Origin of the sequence: Rhizobium sp. NLR8a (genome assembly GCF_019685235.1) — a bacterium.
In the GTDB taxonomy this organism is placed as follows: domain Bacteria; phylum Pseudomonadota; class Alphaproteobacteria; order Rhizobiales; family Rhizobiaceae; genus Rhizobium.
In genome coordinates, this window is record NZ_JABDWI010000009.1 from 90,408 (window position 1) to 113,563 (window position 23,156).

The 23,156-nt window shown below is 60.2% G+C and carries 19 protein-coding genes and 1 pseudogene; 17 read left to right on the top strand and 3 right to left on the bottom strand.

The annotated features are described in order from the left end of the window. Positions 1 to 38: 38 nt before the first annotated feature. From HJC04_RS18270 to HJC04_RS18300, 7 genes are read left to right on the top strand one after another with little or no spacing between them, the layout of a single operon-like run. Entirely contained in the window at positions 39 to 1,319 is a 1,281-nt protein-coding gene (locus HJC04_RS18270; RefSeq protein ID WP_210628796.1) for an ABC transporter substrate-binding protein, read from the top strand. Between the two features lie 50 nt (positions 1,320 to 1,369). Beyond that, positions 1,370 to 2,089, top strand: a complete 720-nt coding sequence (locus HJC04_RS18275; RefSeq protein WP_210628795.1) for an ABC transporter ATP-binding protein — start codon at positions 1,370 to 1,372, stop codon at positions 2,087 to 2,089. Positions 2,090 to 2,091: 2 nt separating this feature from the next. Further along, the gene (locus HJC04_RS18280) at positions 2,092 to 2,811 is read left to right on the top strand and encodes an ABC transporter ATP-binding protein (RefSeq protein ID WP_210628794.1); all 720 of its coding nucleotides are present in this window, start codon (positions 2,092 to 2,094) and stop codon (positions 2,809 to 2,811) included. Beyond that, the gene (locus HJC04_RS18285) at positions 2,798 to 3,661 is read left to right on the top strand and encodes a branched-chain amino acid ABC transporter permease (RefSeq protein WP_210628793.1); all 864 of its coding nucleotides are present in this window, start codon (positions 2,798 to 2,800) and stop codon (positions 3,659 to 3,661) included. The genes HJC04_RS18280 and HJC04_RS18285 overlap by 14 nt, the downstream gene beginning before the upstream one ends. 7 nt (positions 3,662 to 3,668) lie before the next feature. Beyond that, positions 3,669 to 4,784 carry a branched-chain amino acid ABC transporter permease gene (locus HJC04_RS18290; RefSeq protein WP_210628792.1) on the top strand — a complete coding sequence of 372 codons (1,116 nt, stop codon included), beginning with the start codon at positions 3,669 to 3,671 and terminating at the stop codon, positions 4,782 to 4,784. Beyond that, the gene (locus HJC04_RS18295) at positions 4,777 to 6,531 is read left to right on the top strand and encodes an FAD-dependent monooxygenase (RefSeq protein ID WP_221146778.1); all 1,755 of its coding nucleotides are present in this window, start codon (positions 4,777 to 4,779) and stop codon (positions 6,529 to 6,531) included. The genes HJC04_RS18290 and HJC04_RS18295 overlap by 8 nt, the downstream gene beginning before the upstream one ends. Positions 6,532 to 6,538: 7 nt before the next feature. After that, on the top strand, positions 6,539 to 7,429 hold the full coding sequence (locus HJC04_RS18300; protein WP_221146779.1) for an intradiol ring-cleavage dioxygenase: 891 nt from the start codon (positions 6,539 to 6,541) through the stop codon (positions 7,427 to 7,429). A gap of 161 nt (positions 7,430 to 7,590) precedes the next feature. Here HJC04_RS18300 and zwf read toward each other — a convergent pair whose 3' ends face one another. After that, positions 7,591 to 9,060, bottom strand: coding sequence for a glucose-6-phosphate dehydrogenase (gene zwf, locus HJC04_RS18305; protein ID WP_210628789.1), 1,470 nt, complete (start codon positions 9,058 to 9,060; stop codon positions 7,591 to 7,593). A gap of 495 nt (positions 9,061 to 9,555) precedes the next feature. On the opposite strand from zwf, the gene HJC04_RS18310 reads away from it, so the two are divergent. The 4 genes and pseudogenes from HJC04_RS18310 to HJC04_RS18325 all read left to right on the top strand — a co-directional run bounded on the left by HJC04_RS18310 (position 9,556) and on the right by HJC04_RS18325 (position 15,031). Next, positions 9,556 to 11,517, top strand: coding sequence for an elongation factor G (locus tag HJC04_RS18310; RefSeq protein WP_221146780.1), 1,962 nt, complete (start codon positions 9,556 to 9,558; stop codon positions 11,515 to 11,517). Between the two features lie 459 nt (positions 11,518 to 11,976). After that, entirely contained in the window at positions 11,977 to 12,510 is a 534-nt protein-coding gene (locus tag HJC04_RS18315) for a TetR/AcrR family transcriptional regulator (protein ID WP_221146884.1), read from the top strand. Positions 12,511 to 12,594: 84 nt separating this feature from the next. Then, positions 12,595 to 14,015, top strand: a pseudogene (locus HJC04_RS18320) (MFS transporter). 326 nt (positions 14,016 to 14,341) lie between these two features. Continuing rightward, positions 14,342 to 15,031: an aspartate/glutamate racemase family protein gene (locus HJC04_RS18325; protein WP_221146781.1), complete on the top strand. Its 690-nt coding sequence runs from the start codon at positions 14,342 to 14,344 to the stop codon at positions 15,029 to 15,031. 55 nt (positions 15,032 to 15,086) lie between these two features. On the opposite strand, the gene HJC04_RS18330 is transcribed toward HJC04_RS18325, so the two are convergent. Next, positions 15,087 to 16,013 carry an AraC family transcriptional regulator gene (locus HJC04_RS18330; protein WP_221146782.1) on the bottom strand — a complete coding sequence of 309 codons (927 nt, stop codon included), beginning with the start codon at positions 16,011 to 16,013 and terminating at the stop codon, positions 15,087 to 15,089. Between the two features lie 77 nt (positions 16,014 to 16,090). Between HJC04_RS18330 and HJC04_RS18335 the strand changes: the two genes are divergently transcribed. From HJC04_RS18335 to HJC04_RS18355, 5 genes are all read left to right on the top strand, one after another. Continuing rightward, entirely contained in the window at positions 16,091 to 16,918 is an 828-nt protein-coding gene (locus tag HJC04_RS18335; protein WP_221146783.1) for an oxidoreductase, read from the top strand. 56 nt (positions 16,919 to 16,974) lie between these two features. Continuing rightward, a complete protein-coding gene (locus HJC04_RS18340; protein ID WP_221146784.1) occupies positions 16,975 to 17,565 on the top strand; it encodes a TetR/AcrR family transcriptional regulator in 591 nt (196 codons plus the stop codon). A gap of 66 nt (positions 17,566 to 17,631) precedes the next feature. After that, a complete protein-coding gene (locus HJC04_RS18345) occupies positions 17,632 to 18,258 on the top strand; it encodes a hypothetical protein (protein WP_221146785.1) in 627 nt (208 codons plus the stop codon). Between the two features lie 109 nt (positions 18,259 to 18,367). Then, on the top strand, positions 18,368 to 19,222 hold the full coding sequence (locus tag HJC04_RS18350) for a cytochrome b/b6 domain-containing protein (RefSeq protein ID WP_210628781.1): 855 nt from the start codon (positions 18,368 to 18,370) through the stop codon (positions 19,220 to 19,222). Beyond that, a complete protein-coding gene (locus tag HJC04_RS18355) occupies positions 19,219 to 19,995 on the top strand; it encodes a molybdopterin-binding protein (protein ID WP_221146786.1) in 777 nt (258 codons plus the stop codon). Before HJC04_RS18350 ends, HJC04_RS18355 begins: the two co-directional genes overlap by 4 nt. A 268-nt stretch (positions 19,996 to 20,263) precedes the next feature. On the opposite strand, the gene HJC04_RS18360 is transcribed toward HJC04_RS18355, so the two are convergent. After that, entirely contained in the window at positions 20,264 to 22,612 is a 2,349-nt protein-coding gene (locus tag HJC04_RS18360; RefSeq protein ID WP_221146787.1) for a PAS domain S-box protein, read from the bottom strand. Between the two features lie 343 nt (positions 22,613 to 22,955). On the opposite strand from HJC04_RS18360, the gene HJC04_RS18365 reads away from it, so the two are divergent. Then, positions 22,956 to 23,156 carry a hypothetical protein gene (locus HJC04_RS18365; RefSeq protein ID WP_210631676.1) on the top strand — a complete coding sequence of 67 codons (201 nt, stop codon included), beginning with the start codon at positions 22,956 to 22,958 and terminating at the stop codon, positions 23,154 to 23,156.

Here is a 23,156-nt window from a genome sequence, read left to right on the forward strand (position 1 = left end):
CGCACTCTTTGGGAGGAGAGACAATGGGAGGAGGAAACATGTTCACAAGACGCGATTTTCTGAAGACGACGGCGGCCGGCGGCGCATTGATTGCAACCTCGGGCCTGCCCATGCCGGCGATTGCCAAGAATGCGGCAATCAAGCTCGGCTATGTCAGCCCGCAGACGGGGCCGCTCGCCGCTTTCGGCGAAGCCGACAAGTTCGTCATCGATGCCTTCCTGGCGACAACGAAGGCAAAGGGCCTGAACTACGAGGTCGTGGTCAAGGACAGCCAGTCGAACCCGAACCGCGCCGCCGAAGTCGCTAAGGAGCTGATCGTCGACAGCCAGATCAACCTGATGCTCGTATCCTCGACACCGGAGACGACCAATCCGGTTTCCACGACCTGCGAGGGCGAGGAGATGCCCTGCATTTCCACGGTCGCGCCGTGGCAGCCCTGGTTCATCGGCCAGCAGGGCAATCCCGGCGATCCGGCCTCCTGGAAGCCCTTCAATTACGCCTATCATTTCTTCTGGGGCCTTGAGGATATCATCGCCGTCTTTACCGGCATGTGGAGCCAAATCGAGACGAATAAAAAGGTCGGTGGCCTGTTCCCGAATGATGGTGACGGCAATGCCTGGGGCGACAAGGTCGTCGGCTTCCCGCCGGTCCTGGAAAAGCTCGGCTACGGGCTGACGGATACCGGCCGCTACCAGAATCTGACGGATGATTTCTCGGCGCAGATCAATGCCTTCAAGCAGGCAGGCACCGATATCCTGACCGGGGTGATGATCCCCCCCGACCTCACCACTTTCTGGAACCAGGCCAAGCAGCAAGGCCTGAAGCCGAAGGTCGCCTCGATCGGCAAGGCGCTTCTCTTCCCGCAGACCGTCGAAGCGTTGGGAAATGCCGGGCACAATCTCTCGACCGAGGTTTGGTGGACCCCGACGCATCCGTTCAAATCGTCGCTGACGGGCGAGACCGCTGCCGCCGTGGCGGCTGCCTTCACCAAGACAACCGGACGCCCATGGACCCAGCCGATCGGCTTTGCCCATGCACTGTTCGAGCTCGCCGTCGATATCATGACGCGGAGCGAGGATGCGGGCGATGCCGATGCCGTCGCCAAGGCGATCGGCGAAACCAAGCTCGACACGCTCGTCGGGCCGGTTGCCTGGGGCAATGAGAAGCTGCCGCCGTTCGCGCAAAAGAATGTCGCCAAGACGCCGCTGGTCGGCGGCCAATGGCGGCTGAAATCCGGCGGCGGCTATGATCTCGTCGTCGTCGAAAACGGCCTGGCGCCGAACGTACCGCTTGGCGGCAAGCTCGAAGCCCTTGCGTGAAAGCAGGGTTGCCCGGCACTCGGTCGGGCGGCCTCCAACGGAGAACGACAATGCCCCTACTGGAATTGAAGGGAGTCTCGAAGGCGTTCGGCGCGCTCGTCGTCGCCGAGGATATCGGCTTCTCTGTCGAGCCTGGCGAGGCGCTCGGAGTCATCGGGCCGAACGGCGCCGGTAAATCGACGCTGTTCAACCTTATCAACGGCAATCTCTCCGTTGCCGGAGGATCGATCCGGTTCGACGGCCGCGATGTCACCCATGTGCCGCCGATGCAACGTTGCCTTGCCGGCATGGGCCGCACCTTCCAGATCCCGCAGCCTTTCGCGCGTCTGACGGCCTATGAAAACCTGCTGGTTGCCGGTGCTTTCGGTGCCAAGGCGAGGGAAAGCGACGTCTCGGCTTCGTGCGCGGACATCCTTGTCGAGACCGGCTTGATCGCCAAAGCCAATGTGCCTGCCGGATCGTTGACCCTGCTTGAACGCAAGCGGCTGGAATTGGCGCGTGCGCTCGCCACCCAGCCGAAGCTGTTGCTTCTCGACGAGATCGCCGGCGGTCTGACGGAAGGCGAATGCCGCCAGCTCGTCGCGACGATCAAGCGGGTTCACCAGCGCGGCATCGCAATCATCTGGATCGAACATGTGCTGCACGCTCTTACAGCTGTGGCCGAGCGCATCCTCGTTCTCAATTTCGGCCGGGTGATCGGCATCGGCAAGTCCGACGCGATCATGGCGTCGAGCGAGGTGCGCGAAATCTATCTCGGGATGGAGGTCTGACGATGAGCCTCATCGAAACTCGCGGCCTCACGGCCTCCTACGGCGATTTCCAGGCCGTGCTCGGCGTTGATCTCAGGCTCGAGGCCGGCGAGACCATCGCCATTATCGGCGCCAATGGTGCGGGGAAATCGACATTGATGCGCTCGATCGCCGGTGTCATCGCCAACAAGCCCGATATGGTCCTGCACCATGGCGAGCCGATTGGGGCGATGCTTGCATCCGATGTCGTGCGGCGCGGCATCGCGCTCGTGCCGGAGGGGCGGAAGCTGTTCCCGTCGCTGACGGTGGAGGAAAATCTGAAGATCGGCCGCTATGGCCGCCGCGTCGCCGGACCCTGGGCGCTCGACAGCATCTATTCGCTATTTCCCGTCCTGAAGGAGAGACGCCGCAATCCGGCGACGGCGCTCTCGGGCGGGCAACAGCAGATGGTCGCCATCGGCCGGGCGCTGATGTCCAATCCGGAGGTTCTTCTGTGCGACGAGCTGAGCCTCGGCCTCGCCCCCGTGGTCATCAAGGACATTTATGCCGCCTTTTCCCATATCCGCGCTGCGGGTGCGGCCACCGTCATCGTCGAGCAGGATATCGCCCAGGCGCTGAAGGTGGCCGATCGCATCTACTGCATGATGGAGGGCCGCATCACCCTGACAGGCCGCCCCGCAGAACTCGATCGCGCCGATATCCATGCGGCCTATTTTGGAACGGACACCCATGAACTGGCTTGATACGCTTCTGCAAGGTGTTCTGCTCGGGGGGCTCTATGCGCTGTTCGCGGCAGGTCTCAGCCTCGTCTTCGGCATCATGCGCCTGGTCAATCTCGCCCATGGCGATCTCATCGTCCTGGCGGCTTTCCTGATCCTGGTACTTGTCTCTTTGTTGGGGCTCAATCCCTTCCTGGCTGCGCTGATCGCCGCCCCCTTGATGTTCGCCGTCGGTTGGCTGTTGCAATATCACCTGCTGAACCGAACCCTTGGCAACGACATCCTGCCACCGTTGCTCGTCACCTTCGGCCTGTCGATCGTCATTCAGAACGGTCTGTTGGAGAGCTTCACGGCCGATAGCCGGCGGATCTCCGCGGGCGCCCTCGAAACGGCTTCACTGCAATTCGGGGGTGTCGGCGCCGGCCTGATGCCGCTCATCACCTTTGCCTCGGCAGTCCTCGTCATCGTCGGTCTCAACCAGCTCATCTACCGCACCGAGCTCGGCTGCGCCTTCCGGGCCACCTCGGACGATGTGGTGACGGCGAGCCTGATGGGCATTCGGCCGAATACGATCTTCGCCGTCGCGACCGGCCTTGCGATGATGATCGTGACGGTTGCTGCCCTTTATCTCGGTATGCGGGCGAACTTCGATCCGACGGCTGGGCCGGCGCGGCTGATCTACGCCTTCGAAGCCGTCATCATCGGTGGTCTCGGCTCGCTCTGGGGCACGCTTGCAGGCGGCGTCATCCTGGGAGTTGCCCAGACGGTCGGCGCTGCGGTCGATCCCGAATGGCAGATTCTTGCCGGGCATATCGCCTTCCTGCTCGTGCTGGTCTTCCGGCCGCGCGGTCTTTTCCCCCGCGCCGTGGATTGAGGGCGCCATGACTCCGGGTTTCGAAACAATGCCGACCGAAATTGCTGCACCGCCGGGCTGGCGGGTGGAAACGCGGACGCGGCTTTCGAGCATCTTCATCATCCTCTCGCTTGTCGCGGCGGCCGCGCTCGCCGCTGCACCCTTCATGGTGTCGCGCGGGGTCGTGCAGGATCTGTTCTTCATCCTGACGATGCTGGCGCTGGCGCAGAGTTGGAACCTGCTTGCCGGCTATGCCGGACTGATCTCGGTCGGGCAGCAGCTCTTTGTCGGCTCCGGCGCCTATGCGCTGTTCGGCTTCGTCATTCTTGCCGGTGTCGATCCGATCCTTGCCATTCCGCTCGCCGGCCTCTTCGCAATGCTGATCGCAGCGCCGGCCGCATTCTTTTCCTTCCGGCTCTACGGCCCCTATTTTGCGATCGGCACCTGGGTCATCGCCGAAGTCGGGCGGTTGCTATTCGCCCAGTGGAAGATGCTCGGCGGCGGAACGGGAACTTCGCTGCCGCGCGAAGCCACCAAGGATATGCTCGGTATCTCGGTGCTGCAGAACTGGTTCGGCATGCGCTCCGCGGCAGCGGCCGATGCGCTCACCTATTGGCTGGCGCTGGCTCTCGTCGCGCTGACGATCGGCTTCATCTATCGACTGCTGCGCAGCAAGCAGGGCCTTGGCCTTGCCGCCGTGCGCGACAATGAGACAGCGGCCCGTGCGCTCGGCGTCGATGCGCGGCGGCTGAAGATCCTTGTCTATCTGGCAACCGCTTCCGTGACCGGCATGGTCGGTGCGCTCATCTACCTGCAGAAGGCGCGCATATCGCCGGATGCCGCCTTCTCGCTCACCGACTGGACCGCCTATGTCGTGTTCATTGTCGTCATAGGCGGCATCGGCACCATCGAAGGGCCGCTCGTCGGCGTGCTCGTCTTCTTCCTGCTGCAGAATGCCTTTTCGAGCTACGGCTCCTGGTATCTCCTGGCGCTCGGGGCGCTTGCTATCGTCACGATGCTGTGCGCCCCACGCGGTCTGTGGGGTGTCATATCCAGCCGTACCGGTTGGGAACTCTTTCCGGTCCGTCGCCTGCTGAGAGGCGGATCAACGCTACATGATGAAAAGGGAGGGCCAAATGGCTGACATCACCACCGACGTTCTGATCATCGGTACGGGACCCGCCGGCTCGGCGACCGCGGCGCTGCTTGCGACCTACGGCCTCGAGCCGATGGTGATCAACCGTTATCGCTGGCTGGCAAGCACGCCGCGCGCGCACATCACCAACCAGCGGACGATGGAGGTTCTGCGCGATCTCGGTCGCGACGTCGAGGAGGAGGCCTATCTCTTCGCGGTCGAACAGGATTTGATGGGGCAGAATGTCTTCTGCACGGCGGTTGCCGGCGAGGAAATCGGCCGCATGCAGAGCTGGGGCAACCACCCGCTGTCGCGTGCCGAGCACCTTCTTTCATCGCCCGCCCACATGAACGACCTGCCGCAGACTTACATGGAGCCGCTGCTGTTCAAGACAGCCTGCTCGCGCGGCGCCCAGGCCCGCATGTCGACTGAGTATGTGAGCCATGTTCAGGATGCCGAAGGGGTCACGACCACCTGTCTCGACCGCTTGACCGGCAGGGAGCTGGTTATCCGCTCGAAATTCCTGATCGGCGCCGATGGCGGCAACTCCAAGGTGGCGGAGCATGCCAATCTGACCTTCGAAGGCAAGATGGGTGTTGCCGGCTCGATGAACATTCTGTTCGAGGCTGATCTCTCGCGCTATGTCGCCCATCGCCCGTCGGTGCTTTACTGGGTGCTGCAGCCCGGCGCCGATGTCGGCGGCATCGGCATGGGCCTTGTGCGCATGGTGCGGCCATGGAACGAATGGCTGATCGTATGGGGCTACGACATCAATCAGCCCGCGCCTCAGGTCGACGATGCTTTCGCCACCAAGGTCGTGCGCGAACTGGTCGGCGTTGCCGATCTCAAGCCGAAGATCAAATCCGTCTCGACCTGGACTGTGAACAACATGTACGCGACGAGCGTGTCGAACGGTCGGGTGTTCTGCATGGGTGATGCCGTCCATCGCCATCCGCCTTCGAACGGCCTCGGCTCCAACACCTCGATCCAGGATGGCTTCAACCTCGCCTGGAAGCTCGCATTGGTCCTTAAGGGTCAGGCGGGCATGGCCCTGCTCGAGAGCTACCAGGCCGAACGTGCGCCAGTCGCCAAGCAGATCGTTACCCGCGCCAACAAGTCGATCGAGGAATTCGGCCCGATCTTCAAGTCGCTGGGTCTGCTCGATTCCGTCGATCCGGTGAAAATGCAGCAGAACATGGATGCGCGCTGCGATGATACCGCCGATGCCGAACGCCAGCGCACGGCAATCCGCGAGGCGATCGCCTATAAGGTCTACGAGTTCGACGCGCATGGCGTGGAGATGAACCATCGCTACGCTTCGAATGCCGTCATCAAGGACGGGCAGCCGGAGCCAGCCTACGAGAAGGATGCCGAGCTACATTTCCAACCGACGACGTGGCCGGGCGCGCGGCTGCCGCATGCCTGGCTGTTCAACGACAGCGGCAGGAAAGTTTCGAGCCTCGATCTCACCGGTCATGGCGTCTTCACCCTGTTGACCGGTATCGGTGGCGACGGCTGGATTGCGGCGGCGAGGGCTTTGTCGAAGGAGTTCGGCCTGCCGATCACGGCTCATAAGATCGGCCCGAGGCAGGAATGGCAGGACCTGACGGGAGACTGGGCGCGCGCCCGCGAAATCCGCGATGCCGGCGTTCTGCTCGTGCGTCCGGACCATCATGTCGGCTGGCGTTCGCATGCCGCAGTCGCCGATCCGGAAAACGAGCTGCGTCGTGTATTGAGAGCAATTCTGGATCGGTGAGGCGACGATGAGCATCGAAGAAAAAGGCTATTTCACTGAGGAAAACTCTGTCGAGGTCGTCACCGGCCGCAACACCAATGCACGCGATGCGCGGCTGAAGCAGGTGATGGAGGTGGTGACCCGCAAGCTGCATGAGGCGGTGAAAGAGCTGGAGCCGACCCAGGACGAATGGATGGAAGCGATCCTCTTTCTCACCCGCACCGGTCACACCTGCACCGACTGGCGGCAGGAATTCATTCTGCTGTCGGACGTGCTCGGCGTATCGATGTTGGTCGACGCAATCAACAACCGTAAACCATCGGGCGCGTCCGAAAGCACGGTTCTCGGCCCCTTCCATGTCGCGGATGCGCCGGAACTGCCGATGGGCGCCAATATCTGCCTCGACCAGAAGGGTGAGGACATGGTGATCAGCGGCCGAATCCTCGATACTGAAGGCCGCCCGATCGAAAATGCGGTGCTCGACGTCTGGCAGGCGAACGACGAAGGGTTCTATGACGTCCAGCAGAAGGGAATCCAGCCCGATTTCAATTTGCGCGGTGTATTCCGCACCGGCAAGGACGGGCTCTATTGGTTCCGCGCGGTGAAGCCGAAATACTATCCGATCCCAAACGATGGTCCCGTTGGGCAACTGCTCGGTGCGCTCGGCCGTCACCCCTACCGACCTGCCCATCTGCACTATATTATCAAGGCGGACGGGTTTGAGACGCTGACGACCCATATTTTCGATCCCGACGATCGCTACATCCATTCCGATGCGGTCTTCGGCGTCAAGGAGAGTTTGCTGGCCGAATTCAAGCTGATGGACGATCCCACAAGGGCAAGGGAGCTCGGTTTCGCAGGATCATTCTGGCAGGTCGAGCACGATTTCGTGCTGGCGCCGGTACGAAAGCGAAAATAGTCCAGCCTCCGAGCTTTCGCGGCGCTGCAGGCGCAGACGAGCTCCCGGCAATGTTTGGAGCGGTTGAACCGCTTCGGCCACCTGCGCGCAATCTGGCATTGGGATCTTTGGCAATTGGTCGGCGCCATTCTGGTCGCCGGCACCGATCCAACGGTTGACCCTCAATCACGCTTTGCCGCATCCCTCCAGGCGCGCTCGAACGGTAGGCGCCAGGCGTGCGGGGCAATGAGTTGGTGGATCGACTTCGGCCCCCAGCCGCCCTGGTCGTAGAGGCGTACGGGCGGCGGGTTATCGAGGAGAGATTGGGAAACCTCCCAGAGCCGCTCAATACCCTCGGCCGTAGTGAACAGCGTGTGGTCGCCGCGCATGGCGTCGAGGATCAGACGCTCATAGGCCTCCAGAACTTCGCCAATCAGGCCGGTTTCGCTCATGGCAAATTGCAGCGAGAGCTTGTCGAGCCGGAAGCCCGGTCCAGGGCGCTTGCCATAGAAGGACAGCGAGACCTTGGAGGCATCAGCAAGGTCGAAGGTAAGGTGGTCAGGGCCCTGTGCCCCCACGCCAGAGCCCGGAGGGAACATCGATTTCGGGGGCTCGCGGAATGCGATCGAAATAATGCGCTGCCCCTCTGCCATGCGCTTGCCGGTACGCAGGTAGAAGGGCACGCCAGCCCAGCGCCAGTTGTCGATGGCGCATTTCAGGGCGATGAAGGTGTCCGTGTCGCTTTCGGGATCGACGCCAGGCTCCTTACGGTAGCCGATGTATTGACCGCGCACCACGTCGCGCGGCTCAATCGGCAACATGGAGCGGAACACCTTGTTCTTCTCTTCCGAGATTGGCGCAGGCTCAAGGGCAGTGGGCGGCTCCATCGCCATGAAGGCGAGGATTTGGAAGAGGTGGGTCACCACCATGTCACGATAGGCGCCGGTGGTCTCGTAAAAGGCGGCGCGGGTGGAAAGGCCGAGCGTCTCCGGAACGTCGATCTGGACATGGTCGATGAAGTTGCGGTTCCAGATTGGTTCGAACAGGCCATTGGCAAATCGGAAGGCCAGGATGTTTTGCGCCGGCTCCTTGCCGAGGAAATGGTCAATGCGGAATATCTGCTTCTCGTCGAACACCTCGTGCAGCTTGTTGTTCAGTTCAACGGCACTGGCAAGGTCCGTGCCGAAGGGCTTTTCCATGATGATACGGGAGCGTTCAGTCAGCTCGGCCTGGGCGAGAAGTTGCACGGCCGGAAGGGCGGCGCTTGGTGGCACGGATAAATAATGCACGCGTCGCGTCTCGGCGCCCAGTGCTTTCTCGGCTCTATCGACCGCTTCCTTGAGAGCATTGGCGCCGGCAGCGAGCGGAACATAGTCGAGCGATGCGGCAAATGCTTCCCATTCGGACGGCGAGAACTTGCGAGTCAAGAATTTGTCCAGTGAGTCACGGGCGATGGTGCGGAAGGCATCGGCATCGATGTCGTCGAGCGAGACGCCGATAATGCGACATCCTGGGATGAAGCCCGCATTGGTGAGGTGGAACAGCCCGGTCAGTAGTTTGCGCCTTGAGAGATCGCCCGTCGCGCCGACGAGCACAACGACCTGTGGGTAGCCGGGGCCAACCCGAGTTGAATTCTTGCGCGCAACACTCATCCTCAAGCCTTCCGTTGTCGCTTGGGGATGGAGGTCGACCCCAGTTCCGCGCTGCCGCGAAGCGGCTATCTTCGTGCGTGATGCCATGACGTTGAAGCTCACCCCTCTAAGGTTAAATAGAGGCATGGATCGTGTAGCGGAGCAAGGGGGCGGCGATACCCTCTCGAAGTGCCTCGTCTTAGCGAGGTCCGTCGTTCCTTGTCGACTTTATTGATAACAATGTCCTGGCTCCATAGTCAGTAAGATGACCCAGCTCAGAGGCGCAGGGCGGTTATTGACAGCAAAACCAAAGCTGACAGCAGTCGTCGCTTCGATACAGTTGCCTTTGAATGCCGTTTGTCAAAGACCGAGTTTTGTAGTCGCTGACAATTCGAGAACAGCTCCTACGTCTATAGGTCAAAGCGTTGTGAGACTGAACACCTCTGGCGCCTTGCCGCGGTTCAGGGCATCCTATGACGGCTGAGAATTGTGTTTATGGCAGTTGGAGGAATGCCGATGCGCTGCTTTACCGTGCTTGGACCCTCGCAGACGGGAAAATCGACAGTCGTGGAAAAGCTCGGCTCGCTGGAGGGAACGCCGAGAAAATCCAGCTCCCCTTATGGACTGAACCTCACGGAATTCACCTTTGGAAACGAGGCGTGGTGCGCGCTTGATGCGCCAGGACCGAACGAAGCCTTGGCGCATGTGCAACACGCGCTTCTTGCCAGCGACGCCTGCATCCTGTGCGTTTCATCGGCACCGGAGGAGGCTGTGCTCGCCGCGCCCTATCTGCGGATCGTCGAAGCCTCGGGGACGCCGTGCATCCTTTTCGTCAACCGGATGGACGAACCGAGAGGGCGGCTGAGGGACGTGATCGCCGCGCTTCAAGACTACGCCAACCACACGCTTTTGCTTCGCCAGATCCCGATCCGCGAGGGAGACAGGGTCATCGGCAGTTGCGATCTGATTTCGGAACGGGCGTGGCGCTACCGCGAAGGCCAGACTTCGGCGCTGATCGCAATCCCCGAAAGCGCTGCCGAGCGCGAGCACGAAGCGCGCAGCGAGCTGCTGGAACACCTGTCCGAATTCGATGACTGGCTTCTCGAGGAACTGGTCGAAGATCGCGAGCCGCCCAGCGACGCCCTCTATGCCATTTCATCCCGGGTTCTGAGCGAAAACAGGGTCATTCCGGTCCTGATCGGTGCCGCAAGCCACGGCAACGGCATGATGAGGCTGATGAAGGCGCTGCGCCACGAGGCGCCGCCGGTAGGGGTGCTTCGACAGCGCCTGGCACGTGCGGTCAATGTCGATGAAAACAAGCTGACCGCCGTGAGCTTCCATGCCTATCATCGTCAGAATATCGGCAAGACGGTGCTGGTGCGTGCGTTTGGCGAGGGACTGCGGCAAGGCGCATCACTGGGCGGCTCCAGCCTCGGCGCCGTGCAGGATCCTGCAAACGGACGGTCCAGCTCGGCGATCACGCCTGCACCGGGGGATGTCTTCGCGACGGTCAAATCCGACCACTTGCCGGTCCCGTCGCTATTGACATCAGACGCGACGATCGCCCCGCCCGAATGGACCGAGCCACCGACGCCGATGCTTGAAAGGATCCTGGTCCCGGGCAGCGACCGCGATGAAAACAAGCTCTCCGAAACGCTGGCAAAACTTTCCGAGACGGATCGCGGTCTTGTCGTTTTGCAGGAGGAAGGCACGGGCGCCCAGCTCGTCCGCGCCCAGGGCCCGGTCCATCTGCGGGATCTCTGCCGAACCCTGTCCGAGGTCTTCCACATCGAGGTAACCGATCGAACGCCCAGTCCGATCTACCGCGAGACGATCGCGAAGCCCTCCGAGGTTCACTACCGGCATCGCAAACAGACCGGCGGCGCCGGCCAATTCGCGGATGTGAAGCTGAGCATTCGCCCCAACGAGCGCGGCCGAGGCTTCACCTTCAGCGAAACCGTCAAGGGTGGCGTCGTTCCGCGCAACTATATCCCTGCCGTCGAAGCCGGCGCGCGCGAAGCGATGGAGAAAGGGCCGCTCGGCTTCCAGGTCATCGATGTCGGCGTCACGCTGTTCGATGGTCAGCACCATGCCGTCGACAGTTCGGAACACGCCTTCAGGACTGCGTCGAAAATGGGAGTGCGGCAGGCGCTTTCCGAAGGATCGGCGGTTTTGATGCAACCGGTCTTCCGCAGCGAAATTCACATCCCGTCGATCTATTCCGGCAGCCTCGTCCAGATCGTCTCCGCTCTCAAGGGTCAGGTTCTCGGCTTCGACCGGGATGAAACCTCCAAGGGATGGGACATCTTCCGGGCACTTGTTCCAGGCGGCGCACTCGACGATCTGGCGCGGGCGCTGCGCTCGGCGACGCAGGGCATTGGTTACTTTTCCAAGACCTTCGACCACTTCGAGGAGCTATACGGCAAGGAAGCGGACGCCATCGTGAGGGCGCATGAGGAATCAGGCGTCGCACGCTGAAACGTTGGCGCCACTTCATGCGCGTTCGCAGATTGGGGCTTGTGCCGTTTGGCAGTTGACCGGGTTCTTCCTCGCTTTGTGCGGAGCGGTGATAGCATTCGGCCCTCGGCACCTGCCCGACCATACATTGCGCGCTTGAAGGGCTTGAGGCGGTCGATCTGGCCCTCGGCCTGTCCGTTGCTCCCAGGGCAGCTCGATGGCGTTGCTGACGGCATCGATGTCGCCTCGACTGATTGATTTCCGGGGAGCAGGGACTTGTTTCTTCAGGATCGCTGGCCTCGGCTGCTCAGACCATTGTTTCCAGTTTCATCCAGCCGTGTCCCCCCTGAAGTTCCGAAAATATCCCTTGCATTCGGAACCAAATGGTTCCATATAGCCCGCATGGCCAAACGCACTCAGACATCCCCCTCCGTTGGTCGCCCTCGCGAATTTGAACTCGATGATGCAGTTCGCAAGGCGATGGGCGTATTCTGGGAACGTGGATATCACGATGCGTCTCTTCCCGACCTGCTCGAAGGCATGGATCTGTCCAGAGGCAGTTTCTATAAAGCTTTTGTAGACAAGCGGGGCGTCTATCTCAGTGCTCTTGACGTCTATATCGAGGATGCCGTTCGCACGGTGGGCGAAACGCTGCATTCCAACCCATCGCCAAAAGGCGCAATTCGCGCAGCATTTTCGCAGCAGGTTCACTTTTCTTCCGGCAAAGAGGGATTGCGCGGATGTTTTGTTGTCTTGGCAGCTGTCGAGATGCTTCCAGCAGATGAAGAAGTTTCAGCTCGAATTTCCCGCCTGTTTCGACGACTGCAGGACCTTTATGCAGCCACGATTATCAGGGCTCAAGCTGCAGGCGAAATTGATCCCGCGTTGGACGAGCGGACACTTGCGAGGTTCCTCGTCTGCCAGATCCAGGGCATGCGGGTCCTGGGCAAGGTAGGAGCGGATCGCGAGGAGACGAGGGCCATGATCGACTTTGCCTTAAAGGCGCTTGACTGACTTCAATTTGGAACTGAATGGTTCCTAAATACTGTCGTTGCGACCGCTTTTCGGCGGACGTTTACGGACTTCAAGGAGATAAATGTGGAACGTTCCTGCAACCCCGAAGACAAGCTCGATCCGCGCAGATGGGTCGCGCTGGTCATCCTGTTGGCCGGGGCTTTTTTGCCGCCACTCGATTTCTTCATCGTCAACGTGGCGCTGCCCTCGATCCGGGACGACTTCCGGGCTTCTGCATCGACAATGCAGCTGATTATCTCAGGCTACGCCACCACCTATGCGGTCATGCTGATCACCGGTGGCAGGCTTGGAGATCTCTATGGTCGCCGGAATGTCTTTCTCTCTGGAATGGTAGCGTTTGCCGCCGCATCCGCCTTATGCGGATTTGCCTGGTCTCCATCGGTGCTGATCGTCGGCCGGGTCCTTCAAGGCTTCGCTGCGGCAATCATGGCACCGCAGGCTCTGGCGTCAATAAATGCAATTTTCCCAGACCACGAAAAATCAAAGGCGCTCAGCTTTTACGCCCTGACATTCGGTGTCGCATCGATGGCTGGTCTGTTTCTCGGTGGAGCGCTGATTGCACTGAATATCTTCGGTCTTGGATGGAGGGCCATCTTTCTGATCAACCTTCCGGTGATCGCGATCGCCGCGCCCTCCGCCTCTATCATGTTGCGCGAAACCCGATCGGAGCACCCAAGCAAACTGGATCTGGGCGGTGCATTGCTGATTGCGCTGGCGCTTTTTGCACTGATCGCGCCGCTGATCGAGGGCCGGGAGCAGGGGTGGCCGATCTGGTTGCTTCTGATGCTTGCCGCTTCCCCGCTGCTTTTTCTGCTATTCTGGCGCCATGAGCGAAACCTGGAGGCGGCGGGAGGAGATCCCATCCTTGCACCGAGCCTGCTTGAAGTTCCGGGATTGAAGCGCGGGCTGATAGCTGCCCTATTTTTCTATTCGCTCGCAGCATTCTGGCTGGTATTCTCGGTATACGAGCAGAGCGGCCTTGGTCGCACACCTTTCGAGGCCGGGCTGGCGATCCTTCCCGCGGCAGTCGGTTTTGTCCTTGGCCCTTTCGCAAGCGAGCGCATCCTCAGCGTCTTCGGAAGATATTCCGCTGCCGTTGGCATGGGGCTGCAAGCTGGCGGCTTGTTTGCAACAGCGGCCCTGATCTCAGGTGATCATGCGCAATTCCTCTTTCCTGCGCTCCTTCTCATCGGGATCGGGCAGGGGATCGCGCTTCCAAACCTTTTGAAAAGTGTCGTGCAACGGGTCGGCAGAACAGAGTCCGGATTGGCCTCCGGCCTCGTCAACTCGATGCTTCAGATTGGCGGTGCATTCGCGGCGGCAGTCGTCGGCGGGTTGTTCTTCTCGATTTTGGGGTCTGCAACGGACGTCGATTCCATCGGCCGGGCGTACAGCGTCGCAGCAATCGCGCGATAGCAATCTGTCTTCTCGTCGCCGGATGGTTTTCCGCTGGCCTTTCATCGAACAAAGCGGTCCGGCGATGAACACGAATATTGCTGGGTTTAATCATTGGCTCGTCCGCTGACGGCGTGACCATTCATACAGTCTCGGTCGGTCACCGGCAGACCATCATTTCTCTACAAAGCGAAACGGAAACTTTGAGGTACCACGCCATGATTCATATTCATTCGCGCTGCAAAAATGGGAGGCAATCAAGGAATATACACGCCTTGGAAATAGCGGCCTCTGTCGTTGGGTCTTCCTGACGACATGGTGTTGGTGCCGAGCTTGGCGGCAGGAGCGGGCCTGATTTCTGGTCAAGCGCCGGTTTGGCGGCAACAGACGAAACACGTGAATATGGAAAAAGCCTATGAAGACGATCGGCATACTTGGCGGAATGTCCGCGGCCTCGACGCAGATTTATTATCGTGAACTTTGCAGGCTTACGCGTGAGAGGCTCGGCGGACTGCATTCGCCGGAGCTTCTCATACGATCTGTTGACTTCGAAAAGATCGAAAAGCTACAGGCATCCTCCGATTGGGATGCGGCGGCAAATATCCTGAATGAAAAAGCCATTGCTCTGGAGCGCGGAGGTGCCGACCTCCTCATCATGGCGACGAATACCATGCACAAGGTGGCGGACAAGATCTTGGGCGGGGTGTCGATACCGTTCGTACACATCGCGGACGCAACTGCGACAGCTATCCTTGAGAGCGGTTTTCGCAGGCCGGGGCTGATGGCGACCGCCTTCACGATGGAACAGAACTTCTATACCGATCGCCTGGCCGCTCGAGGACTGTCGCCAACAATTCCTGAGGCCGACGATCGAGCGGAAACCCATCGCATCATCTATGACGAGCTGTGCCGCGATGTTGTTCGCGAGGAAAGTCGCTCGACGTATGAACTGATTGCGCAGCGACTGATCGATCGAGGCTGCGACTGTCTTATCCTTGGGTGCACGGAGGTAGGGATGCTGCTGAACCAGGATAATGTGGGCGTCCGCGTCTTCGATACAACCCTGGTTCATTGCGAAGCCGCCCTTCGAGCTGCTTTGCAATGACATGCCGCCCGTTTTGACTATTCGACCGACTTGCGAGAGAGTCCCGGGGCAATGGTCAAACCTGTTCTCCAAGGTGCTGCTGGACCCATTTCACCTCTTCCGATGCGGTACGCCCGAAATGCCGTTTGAAATCGCGACTGAAATGCGCCGGGCTGACATAGCCAACTGAAGCTGCCACCTCCGCGATCGTCCCGCTCTGGCGGGCGATCAAAAGTCTCGCCTCATGCAGGCGCATCGCCTTCACGTATTGCATCGGACTTGAGCCTGTCAGGTTCTTGAAATGAACGTGGTAGGAAGGAACGCTCATGCCCACCTCTCTGGCCAGATCCGCGACGGCAACTTCGCCGGCGTAGTTCTGCCGCAGCCACGCCACGCTCTCAACCAGTTTTCCGGACGTCCCTTTTCGCTGTAGAGCCGCGATGACCGCGCCGCCTTGGGGGCCGACCATGACCCGGTACTGCAGTTCACGCAGGATGGAGTCTCCAAGCACGGCGACCTCGACCGGGCTGCCGAGAGCCGTCAGCAAGCGCAGCAGGACGTCTTTGATACCGCTATCCATTCTGCTCGAGAGGAGCCCTCTCGGCTTGGCGTCTGCGGGACCGGCAAGTCTTTCGACCTGCATGGCGATCTCAGCCGCCAACTGCATATCGAACTCCAGATAGACCGCCAGCAGTGGCCGCTGTGGACTGGCCTTGGACGTCATCCGGAATGGGACCGGCACCGAGACGGCAAGATAATGGTCCTCGTCGTAGAGGTAGACTTCCCCTTCCAGAATGCCCTGCTTGCTCCCCTGCAATACGAACACGGCCCCAGGCTTGTAGAGGACTGGAATGTCGTTCAGCACCGCCTCGGTACGCAGGATACGGACAGAACTGACCGCAGTTTGATTGTACCCGATACGCGGGGCAAGTTGTCCGGCCAGTGCGACGAGTCCTTCATGTGTGGAATGCCGTTTTGTGCCGTTCATAGGATTTGACAACAATCTCAGAGAATTCGCAATCGATCTACCTGTCCCTGATATTATCTGGCACGTGCACGATTGATCAAGGAGTTTCGAAAATGTCGAGCAAGACCTTCTTCATTACAGGAGCGAATTCGGGCATCGGGCTGGCCATCGCCACTGCCGCCATCGAAGCCGGCCACACGGTCATCGGGACCGTCCGCTCCGAGGCCTCGCGTGAAGTGTTGTCAACCACGCTCCCCGCACTTCACCCGGTCCTTTGCGACGTCACCAATTTCGACCGCATCCCGGACGTGATTCAGCAAGCGGAGGAAGAACACGGCCCAGTCGATGTGCTGATCAACAATGCAGGATACGGGCACGAGGGCGTACTCGAGGAATCGCCGATCGATGAGATGCGCCGCCAGTTCGACGTGAACGTGTTTGGCGCCGTCGCGGTGGCCAAGGCTTTTCTTCCGAGGTTCCGTGAGCGCCGCCGCGGCTTTATCGTCAACGTCACGTCGATGGGCGGCATGATCACCATGCCTGGCATCGCTTACTACTGCGGCAGCAAGTTCGCGCTTCAGGGTATTTCCGAGGTCATGCGTTCGGAAATGGCGCCGTTCGGCATTCATGTGACAACCCTTTGCCCGGGCTCATTTCGGACAGATTGGGCGGGGCGTTCCATGATCCGCACAAAGAGGTCTATCGCAGATTACGACAGCCTGTTTGATCCGATCCGCGAGGCCCGACAGGCCGTGAGCGGCAAGCAGCTCGGTGATCCGCAAAAGCTGGCTGCTGCCGTTCTGAGACTCGTCGGTTCTGACAATCCTCCACCGCAACTTCTCCTTGGCAGCGATGCCCTCCGCCACGTCACAGCGCGGATCGATCGTTTGCAGGAGGAGATCGAAGCGTGGAAAGCCGTCACAGTTTCGACAGACGGATGACGGCAGAATGTTGAACTTACATTGACGTTCTGCCTACTAGAAGGTAGACAGTTCGCATGAGCAATCTTTCGACCACCTCCGACGATATCCTGGCCACCGCCCGAAACCTCATCATGAGCGGCGGCTACAATGGCTTCAGCTACGCCGATATCTCGGAGGTCGTCGGCATCCGCAAGGCCAGCATCCACCATCACTTCCCCAGCAAGGTCGACCTGGTGCGTGAGCTGGTCAAGCGTTATCGGGAAGATGCCCAGGCGAGCGTGGCGGCCCTTGAACAGAACGTTCCAGACGCATTGGACATCCTTAAAATCTATGCGACCCACTGGGCGAAATGCATCGAGGATGCGAGCAGACCTTATTGTGTGTGCGCCCTGCTTGCCAGTGAACTGCCATCCCTTCCGCCGGAAGTCGCAACAGAGGTTACGGCATTCTTTCGCTTTATCTCCTCGTGGCTGACGTCGGTCATGGAGCGTGGCGCCGGGGAAGGCTCCCTGGACCTCACCAGTGAGCCTCACGTCGAAGCCGAAGCATTTCTGGCGACGGTATACGGCGCAATGCTCTCTGCGAGAGCCTACGGGAAGCCGGAGGTATTCAGCACAATACTGACGCCCGCGCTGGACCGAATGACCCCAACCGTTTCTCACTAATCCTGCGTGGCCAGGCTACTCAGGCAAATCGCGCCCTCAAAACTACCAACTAGTAGGAAGAATCGAATGAAGAACGTGTTCCCCGCCTTGGCCCTTGGGCTGACCAGCATTTTTTCTGTGACAACCCTTGCGGCACCCGTCTATGCCGAAGATCAGAAAGCCGCGCCGATCCATGTCCGCGGCAGCATCGTCACCTATGCGGGATCCACGCTCAAGGTGAAAACGCGCGAAGGCGAGACCGTCGATGTCGCCCTGGCCGACGACTGGAAAGTGGCAAGCGTCGCAGATGCCAAAGTCGCCGACATCAAGCCGGGTGATTTTGTCGGCATCGCATCCTTGCCAAAGGCCAGCGGTGGCGATGGCGCGCTCGAAGTCCTGATCTTCCCACCGGCGATGAAGGGTCTTGGCGAAGGCAGCTACGGTTGGGATCTGAAGCCCGACAGCAGCATGACCAATGCGACGGTCGCCGATGCCGTCAAAGGCGTCGATGGTCGGACCGTCACTGTCACCTATCACGGCAAGGAAAAGAAGATCGCCATTCCGGATGGGACACCTGTCGTGACCATTGCTGCTGCAACCAAGGATGATCTCGTTCCCGGCGCCGTGGTCTTCATCACCGCCGAGAAATCTGCAGCCGGCCCCATCGCACATCAGGTTGTGGTCGGCAAGAATGGCGTGGTTCCCCCCATGTAAAGCCACGTCGTCACTGGCCGGAGCAGCCGCCCCAATGCTTCGGCCAGCGACTACAGATCGATGCTGCTTGATCTGCAGCCGTGAGATGTCACAGACGAAAGACGCTGAGATGAGCGAAGACGCCTCCAATGACAATGTTCAATATCCTCGGACGATCTTCATCCGCCGCCACTCCGTTGTGACCCGGCTTACGCACTGGCTGAACGTTCTCTGCCTGAGCTTCCTTCTCTTGAGCGGACTGCAGATCTTCAATGCCCACCCCGAGCTCTACTGGGGTCATTACGGCGCGAACGGCGATCCCGCGGTGCTGACAATCGGCTCCAATGATGAAGGCGGCATGCCAAACGGGTTCGTGCGTGTCGCGGGGCTACAGATTCCCACGACCGGCGTCCTCGGCGTTTCCAATGTTGATGGGGAGCCGACCGCGCGAGCTTTCCCGTCCTGGGCAACAATCCCATCCTTCCAGGATCTCGCGTCGGGACGTCGCTGGCACTTCTTCTTTGCCTGGCTGTTCGTCATCAACGGTATTCTCTACCTAAGCTTCAGCTTGCTGAACGGACATTTCAGGCGAGACCTGGCGCCGAAGGCCCGTCAACTCTCGCCGCGCCATCTCGCCCGGGAGGTTCTGGACCATGTCCGTCTTCGCTTCCCCGAAGGGGAGGAGGCCAAACATTACAATGCGCTTCAAAAGCTCACTTATCTAGCTGTCATTGTCATTCTGCTGCCGCTGATGGTCCTCACGGGTCTGACCATGTCGCCCGGGATCGACGCCGCAATTCCCGCTCTGGTCGATATCTTCGGCGGGCGCCAGTCCGCGCGCACGATCCACTTCATCACAGCATCAGCACTTGTCATCTTCGTTATCGTCCATGTGGCGATGGTCGTGCTTTCCGGGACCTGGAACAACATCCGCTCGATGATCACCGGACGCTATGCGATCGAGGAAAAAGGCCCTAAGTCATGAGTAAGCTTCTCACCCGACGCCGCTTTCTGATTGGCGGCACACTTGGCGCCAGCGCGCTGACCCTTTCAGGATGTGACCTGCTTGAGCAGAACGCACACGTCGCCAACGTCCTTCGTTCAGCCGAGCACCTTACCATGACGGTGCAGAGACTGCTTCAGGGGCGCGATGCCCTGGCGCGCGAGTTTGATGAAAAGGACATTTCCCCGTCGTTCCGGGTGAATGGAACGAGTGCTCCCGACAGCGACGAATACGTTGAACTGGCGGACGGCAAATTTGCAGCCTGGCGGTTGAAGATCGACGGTCTTGTCGATCGGCCTGGAGAGTTTTCGCTCGCCGATCTCAAGGCGCTTCCGGCCCGCACGCAGATCACCCGCCATGACTGTGTGGAGGGCTGGAGCGCCATCGGCAAATGGACGGGCGTTCCGCTTGCCAGCCTGCTGCGTCTGACCGGGCTCAAGCCAACGGCGCGTTATGTCGTGCTACATTGTGCCGACGAGCTCGAAAAGACGCTCGACGGGAGTGGCCGCTACTACGAGAGCATCGATCTCATCGATGCGGTTCATCCTCAAACCATCCTCGCTTACCAGATGAACGGCCAGGACCTCAGCGTCGGCCACGGCGCTCCCTTGCGCCTCAGGGTCGAACGGCAGCTCGGTTACAAACAGGTAAAATACATCATGCGCATCGAACTGGTCGACAGCTTCGCCGGTCTGTGGGGCGGAAAGGGCGGTTATTGGGAAGACCGCGGGTACGAGTGGTACGCCGGCATCTAATGCGATCAAGGTGAACCGCAGGGTGACAGTTCATGAGCAGACGCGAAGTTCAGAAAGTCATGCCGATTTCAGCGACCGCTTCTTCATGACAGGTCGAGATCAGCCAAACCAAATGCGAAACACGGGTTGCGCTGCAACGCTTCATCATGCCGTTGAGTTAACCGGGTTCTTCCTCACTTTGTGTGGAGCGGTGGCAGACTAATCCCGCAGTTACAGAGATGGCAGAAATGCGCGCCAAAAGGAGACATGTGCTGACACAGGTTTCGTCCTACAGTTTGCTGACCGCCTCGACGACATCACTCAGCGTGAACGGCTTTTGGAGCCTGGCGACATCAGCCAGTTCATCGGGGATCACATCCGGATTGTACCCCGTCAGGAAAACGAATGGCGTCCCGCGCTCAAGAAGTTTATGTGCGATCTCGAACCGCGGGCCACCTCCGCCAAGATTCAAGTCGAGCACAACTGCAGTTGGCGTCTCTTCATCGAGAAACCGCAGCGCGTCCTCCTCGGTCGGGCACGGGCCAAAGACCTCCGCACCGGCTCCTCGCAATGCTGCCGCCGTGTCAGATGCGATGTAATAGTCGTCCTCGACCACGAGAACGGTCTTTCCAGTGAGGTCCGGCGCTCCGGTCATGTCGAGAGTTCCTCCGTATAGTCGCGTTGGCGCCGGGGCGTCAGTCTCCAGTATGCTTTCAGCTTCTCTGAGCGGAAACTCAATGTGGCAGTGAGCACCGCTTGGCTCAATCGACATTTTGCCTGTGCCACGAAGTTCGTAGGGTATTTTCGCCTCGATCAATTCGGAGCCGAAGCCGCGGCGGGTCGGTGGCGGCCGCGATGGCGCGCCTTCCTCCACCCAGTCGATGGCGAGCCACGGCTTTTCCCGCTTCTCGAAGGGTGTCCACGTGACCGATACCTTGCCGCCATGGACCGACAAGGCGCCGTATTTCAAAGCATTGGTGGAAAGTTCGTGGAACGCCAAGGTCAAGACTTCGACGGCCTTGGGGGAGAGCATAAGATCGGGGCCGGTCAGTTCATACTGGTTTTCGGAATGCGCCTGCGCTCCGATTTCGCTCTCGAGGATACCGCGCAGCGATCCGCCGGCATTGGCTTGACACGTGAGCAATGTCTGAACCCGGGCCAAAGCCAACAGCCGACCAGCGAGCGACGTCTGGTAGCCCTGGACGTCGACAGCGCCGTCGGCAGACCGCACCACGGTGGATCGAATCATCGCCATGATGTTTCTGACGCGATGCTGCAGTTCGGCAAGCAGCACGCCCTGGTGCGGGACGGCCATCTTCGTCTCGGTGACGTCCTCAGCGATGCCGCCAACGCGCTCCACGTTGCGCTTCTCGTCATAGAGCGGGAAGCCTGTGTCCCTGATCCAACGGAATGAACCATCGTTCCGCCGGATGCGGAATTCATCGACGGCCGGCTCGCCGTGGCGCGCCTGATTGATGTGGTTCATGGCGGTCGCCCGATCCTCAGGTACGATCATCGCGGCCCACCGCCTGATGTCGCCGATGAAAGTGTCGGGTTCGGCGCCATAGATTGTCGCGATGGCCGGGCTGACGAATTCCATGTCGAGCGTCTCGGCGTCTCGGATCCACAGCGCTGCTGCGGAGGCGTTGGCGAACTGCTGAAACCGCTCTTCGCTCTCGCGCAGCGCCGCTTCGGCGCGGGCGCGCTCGACGGCCGCCCATGTTCGCTCCGCTGTTTCCTCAGTCAATTGGATCTCGTACGGCGTGAACGCATGCGGCGTGGCGTAGTTGACCCCCAGCCAGGCGACGAGTCTTCCCGCCTTTACCAACGGTACATCAAGGGACGCACCGATGCCCGCCTCGGCGAAAGCTCCTCTCTCCGCTTCGCTCAACCTTTCGTCCTGAGCCAGGTCGGGCTGGATGCGGTTATGCCCGGCGCGCAGATCCGCCAGGATGTCTGACCCGTAGTCAGCGTAGCGGAACGTCCCGGCCGTGTCGGGCGCGCCATCGACGTAGTTCGGGGACACGACGAAGCTCTCGCCATCCTCAGTGTCTTCTCCATAGGCGACGCGGCTTGCGCCGAGATATCGACCAAGGACCGTTGCGGCAGCGAGCCGGATCGCTGCCGGGTCCGCCAGGGGTCGAAGCGTATCGCTGAGTTCGAGCAGGAATGCCTGCCGCTCCCCGCTTTCGCGCAGGGCGATCTCGGCGCGTTTGCGTTCGGTGATGTCATAGAAAACGCTGACCAAGCGCCTGCTTCCAGAGCCGCCGACGCGTGCTGTAGAACTATGGATCCATCGTCCGGTGGGTTGGTGCCACCTTTCAATCTGCTCGGCCTCTCCGGTTTCAACCACCCGGCCAAATGTCTCAATCCAATATGCCTCCGTTCCAGGCATGACCTCACTGGCCAACTTGCCTGCGACATCCTTCAATCCGCTCTGTTTTTCGTAGGCAGCATTTGCTTCCAGAATCTTCCAGTCTACGGGCCTGCCAAGGTCGTCATAGATCATCTCGAAAATGCAGCAGGCTTCTATCATGGTTTCAAAAACGGCACGAAACTTAGCCTCGCTCTCCCGCAAGACTGCGTTCTCAGCCCTGCCGTCCGCGAGGAGTCGCTCTAATTCCCGTACGTCAGCCACCGCAAAGCTCCTCGAGTAGAACCTCGCCCACGAAGTCGATAAGCTGCACCGTATCACACAAGCTGGCGGTCGCTTGGCTCTTTCACTGCCAAAGCGGGACGCATTTTATCTCGTGGACGACAGGAAGCTGGACGATGCCTTTCAAGTGCTGGCGGGGAAAACATCTCGGCTGCCTTGTGACCCCTCAGCTTCCCTAGAGGACGGAACGGCCCTCCACGCCGCCAAGACGTCGGCCGCCCTCGAAAAGAAACAGAGGATTATTGACTCCATCGCGCGCGTGAACATAATAAGAACATCGGGCGAGGCGGCCGCCAATCTGAAAACTAAAGTATGGAGCACGGATATGCGCGAGCAGCCGATCGGCGAAGCCATTGTTGATGATGAGATTGCCGAGGTGCTTGCCTATCACAAAGGCGATGCGCAAGCGGCGATAGGAACGCTCCTGGCAGACATCCGTTACCTTCGCTGGCAGCTAGTGCTGACCGAAGGCGCGATGGGCCGAGGCATCACGCGCGGGTGGCGGCCGAGATACGGCCGAGACTGA